General features: G+C 67.8%; 11 protein-coding genes and 3 pseudogenes. 1 reads left to right on the forward strand and 13 read right to left on the reverse strand.

Translation table 11 applies throughout. The features are described 5' to 3' along the window. Window positions 1–461 precede the first annotated feature (461 nt). From ACFY9I_RS05585 to ACFY9I_RS05645, 13 genes and pseudogenes are all read right to left on the reverse strand, one after another. A complete protein-coding gene (locus ACFY9I_RS05585) occupies window positions 462–842 on the reverse strand; it encodes a hypothetical protein (RefSeq protein ID WP_390997063.1) in 381 nt (126 codons plus the stop codon). Continuing rightward, entirely contained in the window at window positions 835–4,173 is a 3,339-nt protein-coding gene (locus ACFY9I_RS05590) for a tetratricopeptide repeat protein (protein ID WP_390997066.1), read from the reverse strand. Before ACFY9I_RS05590 ends, ACFY9I_RS05585 begins: the two co-directional genes overlap by 8 nt. Before the next feature lie 417 nt (window positions 4,174–4,590). After that, entirely contained in the window at window positions 4,591–4,884 is a 294-nt protein-coding gene (locus tag ACFY9I_RS05595) for an EamA family transporter (protein WP_390997068.1), read from the reverse strand. A gap of 400 nt (window positions 4,885–5,284) precedes the next feature. Continuing rightward, window positions 5,285–5,449, reverse strand: coding sequence for a hypothetical protein (locus ACFY9I_RS05600; protein ID WP_390997071.1), 165 nt, complete (start codon window positions 5,447–5,449; stop codon window positions 5,285–5,287). 142 nt (window positions 5,450–5,591) lie between these two features. Next, window positions 5,592–6,335, reverse strand: a complete 744-nt coding sequence (locus ACFY9I_RS05605; protein ID WP_390997073.1) for a hypothetical protein — start codon at window positions 6,333–6,335, stop codon at window positions 5,592–5,594. Between the two features lie 265 nt (window positions 6,336–6,600). Further along, a pseudogene (locus ACFY9I_RS05610) lies at window positions 6,601–6,810 on the reverse strand (transposase); the annotation flags it as partial. A 422-nt stretch (window positions 6,811–7,232) separates the two neighbouring features. Beyond that, a pseudogene (locus ACFY9I_RS05615) lies at window positions 7,233–8,408 on the reverse strand (IS1380 family transposase); the annotation flags it as partial. Between the two features lie 85 nt (window positions 8,409–8,493). Beyond that, window positions 8,494–9,945 carry a DUF6177 family protein gene (locus ACFY9I_RS05620; RefSeq protein WP_390997076.1) on the reverse strand — a complete coding sequence of 484 codons (1,452 nt, stop codon included), beginning with the start codon at window positions 9,943–9,945 and terminating at the stop codon, window positions 8,494–8,496. After that, window positions 9,942–10,775: an Imm49 family immunity protein gene (locus tag ACFY9I_RS05625; protein ID WP_390997079.1), complete on the reverse strand. Its 834-nt coding sequence runs from the start codon at window positions 10,773–10,775 to the stop codon at window positions 9,942–9,944. The genes ACFY9I_RS05620 and ACFY9I_RS05625 overlap by 4 nt, the downstream gene beginning before the upstream one ends. A 46-nt stretch (window positions 10,776–10,821) precedes the next feature. Continuing rightward, window positions 10,822–13,329 carry a hypothetical protein gene (locus tag ACFY9I_RS05630; protein WP_390997081.1) on the reverse strand — a complete coding sequence of 836 codons (2,508 nt, stop codon included), beginning with the start codon at window positions 13,327–13,329 and terminating at the stop codon, window positions 10,822–10,824. Then, window positions 13,329–13,718 carry a DUF6507 family protein gene (locus ACFY9I_RS05635; protein WP_390997082.1) on the reverse strand — a complete coding sequence of 130 codons (390 nt, stop codon included), beginning with the start codon at window positions 13,716–13,718 and terminating at the stop codon, window positions 13,329–13,331. The genes ACFY9I_RS05630 and ACFY9I_RS05635 overlap by 1 nt, the downstream gene beginning before the upstream one ends. Before the next feature lie 187 nt (window positions 13,719–13,905). Continuing rightward, window positions 13,906–14,883, reverse strand: coding sequence for a recombinase family protein (locus ACFY9I_RS05640; protein WP_390997085.1), 978 nt, complete (start codon window positions 14,881–14,883; stop codon window positions 13,906–13,908). Window positions 14,884–14,967: 84 nt separating this feature from the next. Further along, on the reverse strand, window positions 14,968–15,390 hold the full coding sequence (locus tag ACFY9I_RS05645; protein WP_390997088.1) for a secondary thiamine-phosphate synthase enzyme YjbQ: 423 nt from the start codon (window positions 15,388–15,390) through the stop codon (window positions 14,968–14,970). A gap of 126 nt (window positions 15,391–15,516) precedes the next feature. Here ACFY9I_RS05645 and ACFY9I_RS05650 point away from each other — a divergent pair. Continuing rightward, window positions 15,517–15,881: pseudogene (locus ACFY9I_RS05650) on the forward strand (alkanesulfonate monooxygenase); the annotation flags it as partial. Window positions 15,882–15,917: the final 36 nt, after the last annotated feature.

Here is a 15,917-nt window from a genome sequence, read left to right on the forward strand (position 1 = left end):
ATGCTCCGCGACGGCACCTTCTACGAATCACGGCTCCCCGAAGCAGCCACCGCATGACCAGCCGGGCCTTGACGAAGGACATAGAGGCACCCCCCAGTCGTTGCTGGAACTCACCGACAGGCGTTGCTGCCCGTCATCGACATACTCAACGAGGCATTGGGCACGGTTCTTCCGGTCTTCGTCAGCGAGCGGGGGACTGACCGACAGGTTTATCGGTCAGCGGGCTCGCTCGTGCCCGTCAAGCTGGAACCGGATGCGCTGATCACACCTCCGTACGACGAACTTCGGCTCATCGATCTGAGCGACTGGACGGGCGGAAGGCGTCGGAACTGGAGAGGCTGGCGGATTACCTCCGCATCTTGGTCCAGCGCCGGGAATCCCGACTCAGGGGGATGCTCGACGGGAAGGAAGCCGGCGTCGTTGTCATATGCGGCTGCACGAGGTCCCGACGCGCCGGGCGCTCATTGAGTGGTCGTCTCATTGTCCGAGATCTCCCCGCCCCGGGCCTTCAGCACCGCGCTCCCATGCCCCAGACGTGTGATGTTGCGCATGATCGTCCCGCGCCGTGTCGCGCGGAGTCTGAGCCGCCCCTGTCCTCCCGCGGTCGACCGGTTCTCGACGACCCGTCCGCCCGAGGCCGCCTCAATCCTGAACGTCTCGTCCGCTTCCGAACCGGACGTGGTGCCCTTGACGGTGACGGCGACAAGGCCGCATACCAATACGGCAAAGCCGATGCCCAGGGTCCAGCTCCACATGTCGGTCAGTAGGTTGGTCACCACTCCTACCGCCACGCTGAGCAGGACCGACAACCCGGCCATCCACTTGGCGCTCACATCACTCACCCCTCGTCGTGGTACGCAGCCTTCTGAACTGGGCCAGGTCGTCGTGACGGTGCAGCCTGGAGGCATCGATCAACCTGGCCGACGCACGCGCCTGACCGACCCGTCCGGCGTCGAACTGCGCCGTGGCCAGTTGGAGTCGCGCCAGCGCGGCAACTCCGAGCGCACCAGCGCCCTCAGCCAGTTCGCAGGCCTCCGTCAGGAGCGCCACGCCTTCCTCGGCCTCCCGCATTCCCACGCGCGCGAGTCCGATGGCCAGTACGGCACGAGCCTCACTCAATACGTCGCCGCAGCTGCTGGTCAGCAGGGCGCGGGCCTTCGTGGCCCGCGCACACGCCTCCTCGAACCGGTCGCGTTTGAGCGCCACGTCGGAGAGACACAGGAGCGTGTCGACCCGCAGGTACTCGACGTTTTCGAGGCCCTTGGCGGACCCCAGCACCTCGGTGGCCAGAATCGCGGCACGCTCCAAGTCCCCACCTAGCCCGGCGGTTTCCGCGAGGCCGAGGAGCGCGCGCAACCGCTGCTCCATGCCGACACTGTCGCTGAGCGCCAGCATGCGCCGGTACGTCGCCTCCGCGGCCCGGGCGTCGCCCCGGATCTGTGCGAGGTGGCCGAGGGAGCTCAGGGCGTCGAGCTGACCCATCACGAATCGAGCGTCGTCACACAGCTCCAGTACGCCAAGCAGCGCGGCCTCGGCCTTCCCCAGGTCACCGGTTAGGACGGCGATCCTGCCCAGACCGATCCTTCCCAGGATTTCTCCCGCCAGGTACTCCGCTTCGGTGCCGAGCCCCGTGGCCTGCGCGTACGCTTCCAGGGCGCGCTCCAGAGAAGTGCGCGCCCGTAGATGCCCCAGCACGTTCCACACGTCGCACTGCCAGGCACGGTTGCCAGCCTCCTCAAACAGGTCTAGCGCGCGCCGGTAGTTCTCCTCGGCCTCGGCGTAGTGTCCGTATGCCCGGGCCACGTGTCCCAGTCCGTACCAGACCTCCGCGACGGACTCCAGGTCACCGCACGACTCAGCTGCTTCCAGTGCGCGGCGGTAGGCCCGCTCCGCCTCTGTCCAGCGGCTGAGGTCGGACATGACTCTCGCCAGGCCGCAGCATGCTGACGCCACGCCGCGCCGGTCGCCGACCCGCGCGTACAGCTCCTGCGCCTTCCTAAGGGGTTCCTCGCCCAAGGCGGGGCTACTGCGCTCGCGAAATGCGTTGCCGATGCCACACCACGCCTCGGCCTCACCGTACGCGTCGCTGACGCTGCAGGAGAGGTCGAGGGCGGTGTGGTGCGCCTGCAGCGCGATGTCGAACTCGCTCCTGTCAAAGGTCACATAGCCAATGCCGTTCCAGGCCTCGGCCTGGAGCGCGATGTCCTCTGCCTCTGTCGCGAGTTCGAGTGCCTTGTGGTAGTGCTCCTCCGCAGGGGCAACCCTGCCCGCGGCGTGCTCAACTCGCGCGAGACCGCAGTGAGCTGCGGCGGCGACCTCGATCGCGTTATGGGACTCGTTCAGCCGCAGGGCCGTGCGATGGGCCTGTGAGGCCTCCGGCGCGGATCCCGTGTCCAAGAGCACGCGCCCGAGGCCATTCCATACGTCGCCTTGTTGATAAGGACCACCGACGTGCTCGATCACGTGGGTGAGCCGCTGGTACGTCTCCAGAGCCAGCGGCAGGTTTCCGCTGTACTCGGCTGTCGCGGCCAGGCGTGCCAGCGAGGGCGCCACCGCGACGTCCGGCCGATCTCGCAGGCCTTCGACGTACAGCTCCATGGCCTCGTTGAAGAGCTGTAGGGCATCAGCAGTATCTGCAAGGGGAATCAGCAGTTTGCCGCGGGTTGCTGTGTCGCCCGTGTCCCTACAGGCGTGCAACGCCCGCTGAAGCAGGTGATAGGCGCGGTCGTGCCGCTGTTGACGCCAGGCGATGATCCCCGCGACCGATGCGGCGGCCGCAGTCACCGACGGCAGCGACTCCGCCACGCCGTCCGCGGCCTCCTCCGTCAGGGCGACGTCGGCGATGCGTAGCGCCAGTTCCCACTGTCCCGCCTCGTACGCAGCGTCGAGTCGGGTGCGCCACCGCTCCTCAGTACGGCCGTCTCCCAAGGCGAACCGGTGGTAGCTCTCCTCCAGGAGGTCCCTGCCCTTCGCGAAGTACTCGGCCGCCAGCTCATGGCAGCCGACCAGACCCGCGGGGTCCTCTTGGCGGAACGCAGCCAGGAGCGCGGTGCGCAGCAGCGGGTGCAGTACCCATCGCGCCCCTCCCCGCACCTGCCGGTACCTGCGAACGAAGGAGTACTGCATCAGGCGGCGGTCCCAGCCACGGGGCAGCGGCTGGGAGCCGAGGGCTGCCCGCACGGCACCGGTCTGTACGTTCCTGAGCACGGCGGCGGCCCGAAGGATGGGGCGGTACTCCTCCGGAAGGCTCGATTCGAACTCGCGTGGCAGCCACTGCTCTACCGGAGCGGTGCGCGCCCGCTTCAGTATCCAGGCGGTGGTCACATCGGAGGACGCTCCTTTGCGGGACGCTTCGTCGGCGACTGCAGCGACCCAGACGGGTATGCCTCTGCATGAACGGTGTACGGCCTCGGCCACCGACTGGGAGAAGAGACCGCACGACCTCAAGAACGCCTGCGTCTCGCGAGCGTGCCAGGGGTGCAGCCACACTTCACGAACGATGCTAGGCTCCAGAGGCAGATCTTCCCTGGTCGCGAGTACGAATCGCAGGCTCGGTGCCGCCCGCAGCAGGGCCGGTAGAAGGCCACTGCTGAACCAGGTCGCGAGACCGGCATCGGTGTACCGGTCCTCCACGATGGGTGTATCGAGGAATTGCAGCCACTCACATGCGTCGATCATCACGACTTGGGTGCCACTGCTACTTCCGCGCGCTGTGCGGATCAATGCCTTGGCAAGGACCTCGCGGTCCACCGATCGACGCGAGGTGTCCACCTTGATGTCGTTGCCGGAGACCGATCCGCCACGAGTGGCCCGCAACTCAATCCGCACCGAAATCCTCCTGCGGCTGCCCAACAGCCCGGCATCACGCCTGAAGCGCCACATCTTCCACCACGCCAGACGCTGCCCCGACACCAACGCCTTCGCCAGGCCCTCAGCCAGGTGTTGGGCGAGCTCGCCCATCGGACGCTGCGCCTCGATGACTCCGGCCAGGTCGATCAGCCGCACCGGACACGTCAGAACGCTCTTCATGTGACGCAACAGCCTGGACTTCCCGAGGCCTGACACCCCACGGACAACGACTACCGGATGCCCTGGGTCGGGACCTTGCAGGGCGTGCAGGATCGCTTCCGGCTCACGCCGATGCTGATATCGCCCCACGTCCGCATACAGCATGACAACCCCCGTTCGCCATCCTTGTAACGGAGAGTACCGACAGTGGGTCCTCTACTGCGCCGACAGTGGGAAATTGGTTTGGCGCGGCGGTCGTGTGACGGTGAGGGACGGCCTCCGTGACGATCCTCGACGCAACGCTCGTCCGCTTCCACGGTACGGCCGTCCCATGCTCTACGACCTCCGGCAACTGGAGCAGGCCAAGCTGCCGACCGTGAGCCATACCGCCGCGCCTGGTCCGCGGTGCGCCCGCGCGCGGCACTCTCGTTGCTCCATCACGGAGCAACGCGCGCAGGCGGTACGGCCTCGAGGCGGGGCAGCAGATCGGATATCCGGCGATGAGTGACTCCGGTGCACCGCCGGAGTCCGGGGCCGGACCCGGGAAGGACCCCGGGACCGCACCGTGAGAGTGCCCGGTGGCTATAGCCCCCGTCGGCCGGTGCCGACGGGGGCGGTCAGCAGGACCAGGCCCAGAGCGAGCACAACCAGCCCGCACCAGGAGGCAGCCAGCAGGCGCTCACCGAGAACGGTGACACCCAAGACCGCGGCGACCGCGGGCTCGGCCAGGGGCAGCGAGGTGGCCACCGACGCGGGAGTGTGGCGCAGGCCGTACCCAAAGAGCCGGTAGGCCAGGTAGACGGTGAACAGGGCGAGGTACACCGCCACCGCCGCGCCTCGGGTGGGGGCGAGCCAGTGCGTGTCGACGAACAGCACGAGCGGCAGTAGGAGCAGTCCGGCCGCGCGAACAGCACGCCCATCACCGCGCCCGAGGGGTGTCCATGGGTGATGAGCCTGCCGCCGATCAGCGAGTAGACGGCGTACGACAGTCCCGCGCCTGCGGTGAGCACGATGCCCGTCAGATCCATCGGCGTGGCGTGTCCAGTGAGCTCGGGGCCGAGCACCAGCAGGGTGCAGCCCAGCACGGCGGCCACGGTGGTGGCGGTCCAGCGTGCGGTCGGCCGGGCCTGTCCGGTGATCCAGGACAGCAGTCCGGCGAAGACCGGGGCGGCGCCCAACACCAGCACGGTGGCCACGGCCACGCCGGTGCGAGCCACTGCCGATAGAAGCTGACCGGATACATGGCCACGGCCAGCGCGCCCAGGACGAGTAGCCACTACTCGCGGCGCGTGCAGGCGGCCAGCAGTGAGCGGGCTCGGCGCGAGGTGAGGAACAGCAGGACGCCGCCGAGGGTGAGACCGGCGCAGCCGATGGCTGCCGCCGGTGCGCCGGCGGGGGCCAGGGAGCTGGCGGTCCCGGTTGTGCCCCCCAGACGGGTCACCCGGCACTTCGCCGTCTGCTCGGTGCGGTACCCAAGACGAACACCACATCGAACGCCTCGCCCCACATGCATCGGCCGGAACGCAGACCCGTCGACAACCCTGTCCTCATTACCGGTAGTTCGTTTAATCCGGAGGTAGAGGTCAATGCCGTGTCCGGTGGTGACCGCGTCGATCAGGGCCTGGAGTTCGGGAAGTGGGTCTCTGTCCGTCCAGGATCGCCACCATCGGTTCAGGGTGGTGGCAGGGGTGAGCCAGGCGCGGACCGAACGTAATGCCTTGGGCCAGCAGCCAGTTGGGGTGGGTGGGGTTCGGTTGGTCCCCCTCTCTCTGGCCCCTCGTCGGGGCACCGGTCCGGAACTGTGTCATCCAGGGGTCCGGGTGGGGCGAACCACTGGTCCCAGCAGAAGGAGAAGGCGCAGTCGACCAGGGTCTGGTGGCGGCGGATGGCGCGGTGGAGCGGACTTGGAAGTCGGCCCAGCCGAGTTCGTCCTTGATTTGTTTGTAGCTCTGCTCGATCCACGGCCGCAGGCCGTAGAGGCGGACGATCTCGGCGAGGTCGGCCGGCGGGTCCGGGCTGGTGGCGGCGTGGGGTGCGTCGGGGTGGGACAGGTTGGTGGCCAGGTACCAGGTGGCCTTCTCCGGCAGCCGGGCTGGGTCGGTGGTGGCCACGACCAGACGGCAGGGCGAGTCGGGACCGTAGCCGCCCAGTCGGGCATCGGCGGCCCACCAGGTCTCACTGTGCCCGTCGCGGAAGTGACGCTCCACGGCCGTCCAGTCGCCGGGGCGTCTGGCGTCGAGCCAGGTCAGGGCGTGGGCGGCTTCGATGGCGGTGTGCGGCTGGTCGGCGCGAGCCCAGGTGCCACGGTGCGGCTTGAGCGCCGCCACGTAGGCCAGGCCCGCCTCGCGCAGTGCGAATTACCAGTCGTCGCTGACGGAGTAGGCGCAGTGGCGACCACGGCCCGGCAGGCGAAGCCCGCCTCTTTCCCATGGGCCGCGAGAGCGGCGGACAGTTGCGGTTTCGTGCGGAAGGCGGGATCGGACCGGCCGCGGGGGAAGTTGTGGGCGGGGGTGTAGGGGTGCGCGTGCAGCGGGTAGTAGACGCGGTGCCGTCGGTCCACACCGTGGTCACCGTGACGATGCCGTTGTCGGTCTTGCCCAGCCGGCCCAGCCACTGCCGGCCCACGTGCGCGGTCGCGGTGCCGTCCTTGCGGTCCCCGGAGTCGTCGATCACGATGACCCCGCCGTCGTGCCGAGCGGTCGCCGGCTCCTGGCGGAGCAGTTCAAGCTGCCGGTCGTTGATCTGCTCGGCCTCCCAGGGCGACTCGGACAGGAAGAACTGCAGCCGCTGCACCCTCGGCATTCCCGCACCGGCCACCGGCTCCGCCAACTGCCTGCCTGGGCTGAAGCTGACTGCTCGCCGTCCGTGTCCGCCCGCGCCGGGGCCGTTGGAGGACTACGCGGCCCCGTTCGACGACCTTCTTCAGCCTGGCCAATCGGCGGGGGTTTCGTGAGTATCTGACCGGGCTGCTGGCGCCGCGGGAGCGGAACAAGACGATCACCTGCCTGGCAGGGGCACCGGCCTACGACCGACCCGACCCGTCGTCAATCCCCACCACCGGCCGGATTTAACGAACTACCATCACTAATTTAGGCGTTTTTGGGTCAGTTCGGTGTCGGCAGCGAGGCCGGTCCGGCGAGGAACCCGCCGAAGATGCCGTGCTGGCATTGCAGCGCTTTGAGTCGCCTGCGGAGCAGAGTCTCCATTCGAGCCGGGGCGGTTCAGAGGTCGAGTGCGATCTGGACGATCTCCAACCAGATCCGGTTCTGGGCGGCGTCGTGCAGGGGCAGGTTACGCAGTCCGGTGGCGCGGGCGTTTCGGATGCGGTCTTCGCAGCGGGCCCGCCGTCGGTGACGCAGCTCCAGGTCGGCGAGCTGGCCGCCTTTCGTGTTGGTCGCGAAACAGGTGAGCCGTAGTCCGTCGAGGTCGGTGAAGCGCAACTGGGCGCCGGGGTGCGGGCGTTCCTTGCGGACGACCAGCCGCATCCCCTTGGGCCAGGTGCTCAGGTCGGGGATGTCGGTGATCTCCGCGACCCAGGCGCCGGGCCGCTCGGTGCCGTCGGCGTCGTAGGCCGGCGTCCATGCCTTCTTCGGGATCTTCAGGACGGCCTGGTGGAGGGTGTCGGTGATGGTCATTCCGACGGAATACGACAGCCACCGGCCCTGGCGGGAGAGCCAGTCGAGGAAGGCGTGGGTGCCGCCGGCGGAGTCGGTGCGGATCAAGGTCTGCCGACCCCGCCGCAGGTGTTTCGGCAGTTGGGCCAGGGCGAGTTGGGCCGTTTCGATGTGGTCGGTGGCGGTGTTGGAGCCGGCGTTGCCTGGCCGCAGCAGCGCGGCCACCGGTTCCCCGGAACCCGTCTCGCCGTGGTCGACGAACGCGACGAGTGGGTGATGGCCGAAGGTCTTCTTCCAGGTCGCGGTGGCATCCTGTTTCTCGGAGTGCGCCAGGACGAGGACGCCGTCGATGTCCACGATCACGTTGCCACCGGCGGCCGGACCATCCGCGCCAGCCAACTCCCAGACCCGCGACCGTACTTCGGCCCGCGCCGACCGGATCGTGGTGAGAGCCTTCGGGCCGGCTGCCGCGAGAGCGTCGACGAGACGGGAGACCGTCGGATCGGAGGCCACAGTGCCGAACACGTCGGGCTCGGCCCTCAGCATGCCGACGTCGGCCAGACAGTCCCCGCCGAGCGCGACAGCCAGGGCCATATCCAGCAGGATTTTCCCCGGATCGTGCACTGTCCGCGGCTTGCGCCACGGCGCCAGTGCAGCCGATATCGCGGTGTCCAGCCCGGACTTGCGGACCGTCTCGACCAGCAGCACCGCCCCGGCCTGCGAGACCACCCCACGGCCGCCGCCCTCGACACGAACACACGGATACGACCCGCTACGCTTCTTCACCTGGAGAGTGCTTCTTTCCTCGCAGCTGACAGGACCCTCGACAAGTCCCATCGTTGCAGGTCAGCAGCACTCTCCGCTTATTTGATCAAGGCCCGGACAGGCCCACTCGCGAAAGCGTGAGGCTAGGAGCTGCTTTGAGGTGGGTGGTGAGGTGGGTGAACGTGCTCCATGCATCGGCGTCAGTACCGTCACCCAGGATGTAGTGCAGCGCAGGGTGAGCGTGCGTGCCGAGTTGTCGCGGGCGCAGGGCGACGGGTGGGCGGCGGGCGTGGGTGAGACCGATGGCGTTGACGTCCCGGGTGCCGAGGGTGAAGGACGCCGGGATGGGCGGGGCCTCCAGACGCGGGGTCAGCGTCAGGTCCGCGCGGGCTGCTCGGAGCGTGGTGAGCATCGACACCAGGCCGTGCTCGTCTACCAGTGCGGCGGCGAGGGATTCGACGGCGTCCAGAGGGACGTCCGCAGCGGACGTGTATCCGAGGGTGAGCGTGATGTCCTGGGCGACGCCGGCCTTCGTACGCGCTGTGCGGAGTGTGGCGATGGACGGATGATCCGCTGCGCCGATCGCGACCAGGTAGGTCGGAGCAGGTGACCGTTCGCGGGCCAGATCCGTCAACTGGCGCGGTGACCAAGGCAGGTTGACCGGCTCCGACGTACTCCACCCCAACGGCGCCGAGCCCGTCAGATGGCGCCAGGCGGTCTCCAGACCGCGGCCGAGGACCAGGTCGGCGGTGGGGGCGTGGAGCGTGCGGAACGTGAGGGTCAGCTGGCGTTCCGGGGTGGACTCGGTGTGCCGGGTGAACGCGTCGGAGACCGTGGTGCCGGTCGGGAGGAATGTGCCCTGCTGCCAGGCGAGGGGGACACCGGACAGGCCGTCGTAGTAACCGCTGGCCGGGTCCTGGATTACCCACCGGTTGGGGGCGCCCCGCAGCGCCGTGCGCAGGGGGAGAGTGAGCCGGGTCTGGGGCGGGGTGACCAGGTGCAGGGCTCGGTTGGTGGTGCTCGTGGTGCGGAGTACTTCGGAGAGCCAGGTGGTGAAGGCGAGGACGGGACGGTCGGAGATGACGACCGCCGTGGAGTCGGTCAGGACGTCGACCGAGGGAACGGCGGGAGCGGAGGGGGCGACGACCTCCTGTGCGTCATCGGCCGACTGCTCCTGCGGGATGGCCACCACTCGTGTCGTACCTACGGCACGTGGCCACACCGTCCCGCCGAGCAGCGTGGTCAGGCGTCCGCACAACGATTCAGCCAGAGCTTCTGCTTCGGGTACCGAGGTCGAGGCGCGGGTCTCGGTCCACCAGTACGGCGGCGGTGGCGCTGACACATCGGGGCCGAGGAGGCGTTCCGCTTCGCCGGGTATGTGGATCAGGAGTGGCGCCTCGACGGAGACCAGCGGACGGCCGACGCTTGTGCACAGCTGAAGGACGCCGCCGTCACCGGTGGAGGTCAGCCCCAGGTCGAGGCCGCCTGCTGAGAGGCCGGCGATCAAGGAGCGGGTGTCCGGCATCTTCGAGGTGAGAGCTATGACGTCTTTGGTCACGTCGGGAACTCGCCCACCCAGGAGCGTTCGAGGAGGTGCTTGGGCAGGTACGCGGATTCGACGTCGACCGGGATGTCCGCGTCGAACGCCATGCAGGCGACGGCCAATGGGGCCAGAGCCACCAGGCCTTCGCTGCTCTTTGACCGTGTCTCGTTGTCGCTCCAGTACTCGCGATGCCAGGTGAGTGCTTCCGCAAGAGCCGTGTTGAACGGCTCCGGCTCCTGCCGCTGGTAGCGGTGGAAGATCTCCAGCGGCGGGTAGAGGATCTTCAGCATCAGTTCGGCACTGGCAATGTGGGGGGCAGCGGGGTCCGTCCCATCAATCGCAGCGACCAGGGTGTTCCAGGTTTCCGGGCGGCCGAACCATGCATTCTGCAGGGTCTCCACCCAGGCGTAGATGTACTCATCGAACTCCACACCTGATGCGCGCAGGAATGAGACGGGTACACGGGCGAGTTGGTCGAGACGCTCGTTCTCCCGGCAGATCACCGCCAAGTAGTACGTGGTGAGCCAGTTGCCGGCGTGCAGATACTCCTGCGGGCCGGTTGACGGAAGGTTCTTGATCTCACCTTTTCCTCCGATACGGCATGGGACAGGGCCTTCCGCAGCCGCTCCAGAGATGAACAGGCCAGATCCGACCTGCATGGCGGTGACCCAAGTCTCCCACGTCGAAAATTCCTCGCCCGAGGGATCCGTCAGGCAGTTCCATTTGGCGACGGTCAGTGAATAGTCCAAGGCGTCGAAGCGGTCGAACTCTGATGTTTCGAGTTCAGCAAGCGCTTCGTCGTTGCTTCGGACGATCGGCGCCATGGCTTCGGCCACGTTGTCCACGGGGAAGTCGTGACGGGGAATATGGATGACCACGCGCCTCCCTTTCTCAGTTGATTTTCATGTGTTCGATGACGACGCCAGCATAGAGGGTGCCGTCCGGCTCCTGGACCTTGACCAGGACGTACTGCAACTTCCTGTCCTTGAGCGCCTGTCTGAACTCTCGCGCGAGTTCGGCGTCCCGACCGCCACGTTTCGTCATCTCGCCCAGGATGGTCCGCAGGTACAGAAGCGTTCCCTGCTTCACTCGCATACCGGCCGCCCCGCCGTCGTCGCCGACGTGCGGTCGCGTGGGGTCCTCGGGGTCGGCCCGTCCCTGTCGCCATTGGAGATCGTTTCCCGGCGCCTTGTCCTCAACGATCAGGATCTTGTCGTCCTCAAGCCTGTATGCGCCATCAAACATGTGGGCCCCGGTGGGCGTCTTCGGGAGGTCGATCTCCTGAGCGGCCGGGAACTCGCGTCGAATGGCGTGGAGCCTGGAGGCCTCCTCACCCAGCTTCTCGGAGATCTTGCTGTTCGGCGGCACGTCTCCGAGCTGATTTCCATAGGCTTTTTGAGTAGCGGCAAGGGCCTCGCGGTTCGATGCCGAGGGCGTCTCGTCGAAGGCCTTCTGCGCGTTCATGAGGTCCATATAGGCGCGACGGTCCGCAGTCCTTCTGTCGAGCCTCGGAAGAACGTCGTCGGGGGCGGTACTCCGCGGAAGCGGCTTCGCGCCGAACCGGGTTTCGGACGGACCACTCGGCAGGTCGTGCTTGGCTACGAAGCGCCCTTGAGCATCCTTCGCAAGCTGGGGAAGTTCGACGCCGTCCACCAGTCCGATGTTGGGCTTCCTGCGTCCGAGGGTGTCGTAGTGTTTCTTGCGCCACTCGGGGTCTTCGTTGGCCTTCCGGACATGCTCGTCCTGGATGGCCTTGCGCTCGGCCGGAGTCAGCTTCCGCTGTCCTTCGTCCCGGGAGCCGTCACCGTCCGCCCGATCCGCCCGATGCTCATCGGTTCCTGCCGGCCGTGTGACGCGGTCATGCGGCCCGCCATGTCCAGGACCGGAGCCGGTTGGGGTCCCCCTGCCCGTTCCCGGTCCGTCTCCTGAACCATGCCCAACACCGTTCCCTGCGGCGCGCTCGCCGGTCCGGCCCACGTCGGCGACGGAATTCGTCCCCGCGTGAGCACCGACGAGTTCAGGCTCCCGGGTTCCTGTCACCGGGGCGCGGGGCGTGGAGTCGTCCCCGGCGCGGGCGGCGGCCGACGGCTCGGCCTTGGCCTGGGAGGCGTGCTGGTGAAGGGTGCCGTCGGCGTTGAGCAGGTGGCCCTTGTCGGTGAGGTAGACGACCCTTCCGGTCGCGTCGTCGACGTACGGGATCGCGTTGTCGGGAACCTTGGGCGACCGGAGGGCATCGCCTCGTTCGAGCAGGTCCAGTGTTGCCCCGGAGTCCAGTCTCTTCAATGTGCTGAAGGCGTCGCCGACTTTGACGTAGGCGAACTTGCCCGCCTTGCCGACATACGTGAACGGGTCGACGGCCCGGCCGACCTTGCCCACGACCGACACGGCACGAGCCGCCGCACCGGTCCGGCCGGCGCCGGTGGCCGCTACTCCCGCCCCTTCGGTTCCCAGCAGGCCCAAGACGTTGAAGCTGACGGCGCCGGCCGCGCGGGCCGGGTTGCTCTCCCAGGTGTCCCATGCGACGAATCCCTTGACGGTCTGCTTGTAGGTGGTGCGGGAATCACGCAGCCACGAGGGGAGTTTGTCGTCCGGGACCAGCCACCAGGTGCCGAGGGTGGCACTGGTCAGGAAGGAGGCGGTGCCGAGCTTGGCCAGGCCCGTCCACGCCTCACCGGCCGCGTCCGAGCCGTCCGCGCCGAACAGGGTGCCCACGCCGTGGACTGTGCCCATCACGCCGTCGGTCCAGAAACCGTCCCAGACCTGCCCGGACGTGTGCGTGAACCAGTCCCAGCCCTCATACTCCTGCTCGACAGCCGAACCCCACGGCGTCTCCCCGGCGTGATCGAGGTCCTCGGCGCGATAGCCGTACATGTTCTCGCCGTGCGAGCCGTCGTCGACAGTGAGCGCGGTACCGCCAACCAGAGCAGTGATCTTGTTGTGGCAGGCGCGTTCGGCGGCCTGGAACGCGGCGACCGTGGAGTTCACGTCACGCCACAGGTCGTTGTTGGTGTCGACCTTGTCCTTGTCCTTGCGCCAATCGTCGTCCCCGGCCAACGAGTCCACGAACGTCCGCGCATCCGCCTTGAGCGCCGCCAACTTCTCCACCAGCGGCCTGACTTCAACACCGTACTCGTCCAGCGCCCCGGCGACCTTCTCCAGATCGTCCGCGAACGCGTCCGCCTTCGCCTTCACCGGCTGTGTGGACGAGAACAGGTCATGGGCCTCCGGGGCGCGGTAGAAGGCCGACAAGCCCTGGAAGGCGGTGTGCAGATCAGCGCCCGAAGCCCGGAACTGGCCCGCGTTCGCGTACAACAGCATCACGTCGACGCCCAGTGTGGGCAGATCCCCGAGGAACTGCGGTATCCCGGAGGGGTCGATCAGGTTCGCCTCGTCGGCCATCACTGACCTTCTGCCGGCACATCGACACCAGGCAGCTCGACCTTCGGCTCCTTGGCCGCCTCACGCTGTGCGTTGGCCGCCAGATTCAAGTCGCCCTCGATGTAGTGCCCGGTGGCCTCCGCAGCCCCGCTCAGCGACTTGGACGCCCGCTCGGCGATATAGAGCAGGTCATGGCTCCACTGCTGCAGGAACTCACCCAGCGCCGCGCCCACCACCCCGACCGTGCTCGTGTAGGGCCCGTACTGACTGGTGATCATCCCCGCCGCCGAGGCCGCCTCTTCCAGGTTCCCCTGCATCGCCGAACCCGCCTCCGACAGGTTCTTCCCATGCGCACCCGACGTCTTCAGAACACCGCGCACCCCGACCGGGTCTATGTCCCACCCCGTCACACTGCTCTCCCAACCCCCGTACACGTCAAGAGCCACCCGATGCAGAGCGCCAGTTCTTGCTACCGCACCGAGTGTCCCGAAAGGACCTACGCTCTATCGATCATCGAACATGCTCTCGCGTGCACCACTCCAGGCACAACATCGCACCACAGCAATAACCGCGTGCCCACCTTCACGGGGGAAGGCCCTACAGCCGGTTGTGGCACCGCCCGCACAGGGCCATTTCCGTGAGCATGTACGCCCGGTTCGAACGACGGCCGACCCAGGGCGTCTTCCGAGGGATCAAGGCCTGCTTCAGGGCCTCATGTGTCTGGCGGTCCCACAAGCCCTCACACAGGCGTACAAGATTTCCATCCTTGCCGATGACGGGCTTGCCTGCGTGCATGAGATACCCAAGGGTGGCCTCGGAGAGAAGGATGTTCTTCAAGCTCGTAGGTTGCCAAGGGTTGCCTCCCGCTGGCTTGCCGTACATGACCGCCAGATGGTCAGCGGGTGATAGCTCTCCCGCACGTGACAGACGAGCGGCCTCGCTGCTCGGGGTCACGCGCTCGGGATCAGCCAGAATGCGGCGAGCGACGGTACGAATCACAGACGAGGCATGCGGGTGTAGTTCAACGTGATCGATCTTGCCGCCCATTACGGTCCGTACGTACTGGAATCCGTACGAGGGCTTTCCCTTCGGACGCCCCGCCGCCCTGGTCTTCTCTGTGGCACTGCGATTGCGGCGCTGGATGGCGCGCAGTTCCATCTGCGCGCCCCACGCCTCCATGGTAAAGCGGTTTTCGTCAACCTGGTCGTCCAGGTCCCACGGGCCCTCATGGCCGTAAGTGACGAGGAGCTTCCCCTCGCCCCTCATCTTGTAGCCGGTGTTCAGACAATCCACCACGTTGCGGCCGAGGCGGTCGACAGCCGCAGCGGCGAGGCCGTCGTGGGGACCCCTCTCGTCGCGGAGCCAGGGGCCCAGCTGTGGCCTGGTCATCGGGTCGGTGGCGCCTGAGACCTCCCAGTCGTCGGCCCAGCCGATGATGTGGCCGCCAACGGAGCCGGCCGCGGTGAGGACGTCCTCACGCTGGCGCTCCGGGGACGACGTCGCAAGCTTCATCCGCGACAGCCGCCGCACGCCGAGCAGGCACTTACCGCATCCGCCGTAGGGGCGTTCGATCATGTTCAGGTCCGTACCGCGCAAGACTTCTCCGTTTCGAACACGCAAGGTACGGAGATTTGGCGGCCACACCCAGGATGATCTTGCTCAACCCAGGAAGCTCAGCCGAACCTGACGGTTGACATTAGAGATGTTGGTGTCCACCAGGCACACCGACTGCCAGGTACCCAGTTCCAGCTTCCCGTTGACGACCGGCAGGGTCGCATGGGGCGGGACGAGAGCCGGGAGGACGTGGTCGCGGCCGTGGCCGGGGCTGCCGTGGCGGTGCTGCCAGCGGTCGTCGGCCGGGAGGAGGGTGTGGAGGGCGGCGAGGAGGTCGTCGTCGCTGCCGGCGCCCGTCTCGATGACGGCGATACCTGCCGTGGCGTGCGGGACGAAGACGTTGAGGAGTCCGTCCCGGCCGGCCGCCGCCTCGCGAAGGAACGCCTCGCAGTCGTGGGTGAGGTCGACGACCCGTTCCCGGGAGCCGGAGGCGACGTTCAGGACTCGTGTGGTGAAGGCATCGGACATGCCTCCATCCTCGCGCACGCCGGCGACGCCGCGCGGCAGCGACCGCACGCGCGGCCCTGAGCGTTCACGCCGGCGACGTGCGCACGACCGGCGGCACACGTCGTCCACTCCCCGAGAAACCATGACCGGTTCGGCATCCGGCTGTTCACCATCTCGGGACTCGTCGGCGGAGGCCTGGTCGACGGCGAACCGGTTGGTCGACGACTTCGGCCGGACACGGTCGCCGCCGCGCAGTCGGCGCTCGGGCGCAGCGAGTCGGTGGGCCGGCGGCGTATGCGAGTACCACGCGCTCGGCGTCGAGCACTTCGTGCTCTCGGGGTATGCGCATCCGGAGGAGGCCGACGGGTTCGGGGAGGGTGTGATCCCGGAGCCGGCGGCCCGCGGGCTTCGGGATCGGAGCCGGCGGCCCACGGGCTGCCGGCCGGTGCGGACGCGACGGTGGGGCGGGCGTGCCTACCGCGGCGCCGCTCCTCGTGGCGGGCGGGCGGTGACCCCCGGCTCCCGGGAGCGGTGATCCTGCGTCTTCC

It is taken from the genome of Streptomyces sp. NPDC012510 (assembly GCF_042955065.1).
GTDB lineage: Bacteria > Actinomycetota > Actinomycetes > Streptomycetales > Streptomycetaceae > Streptomyces.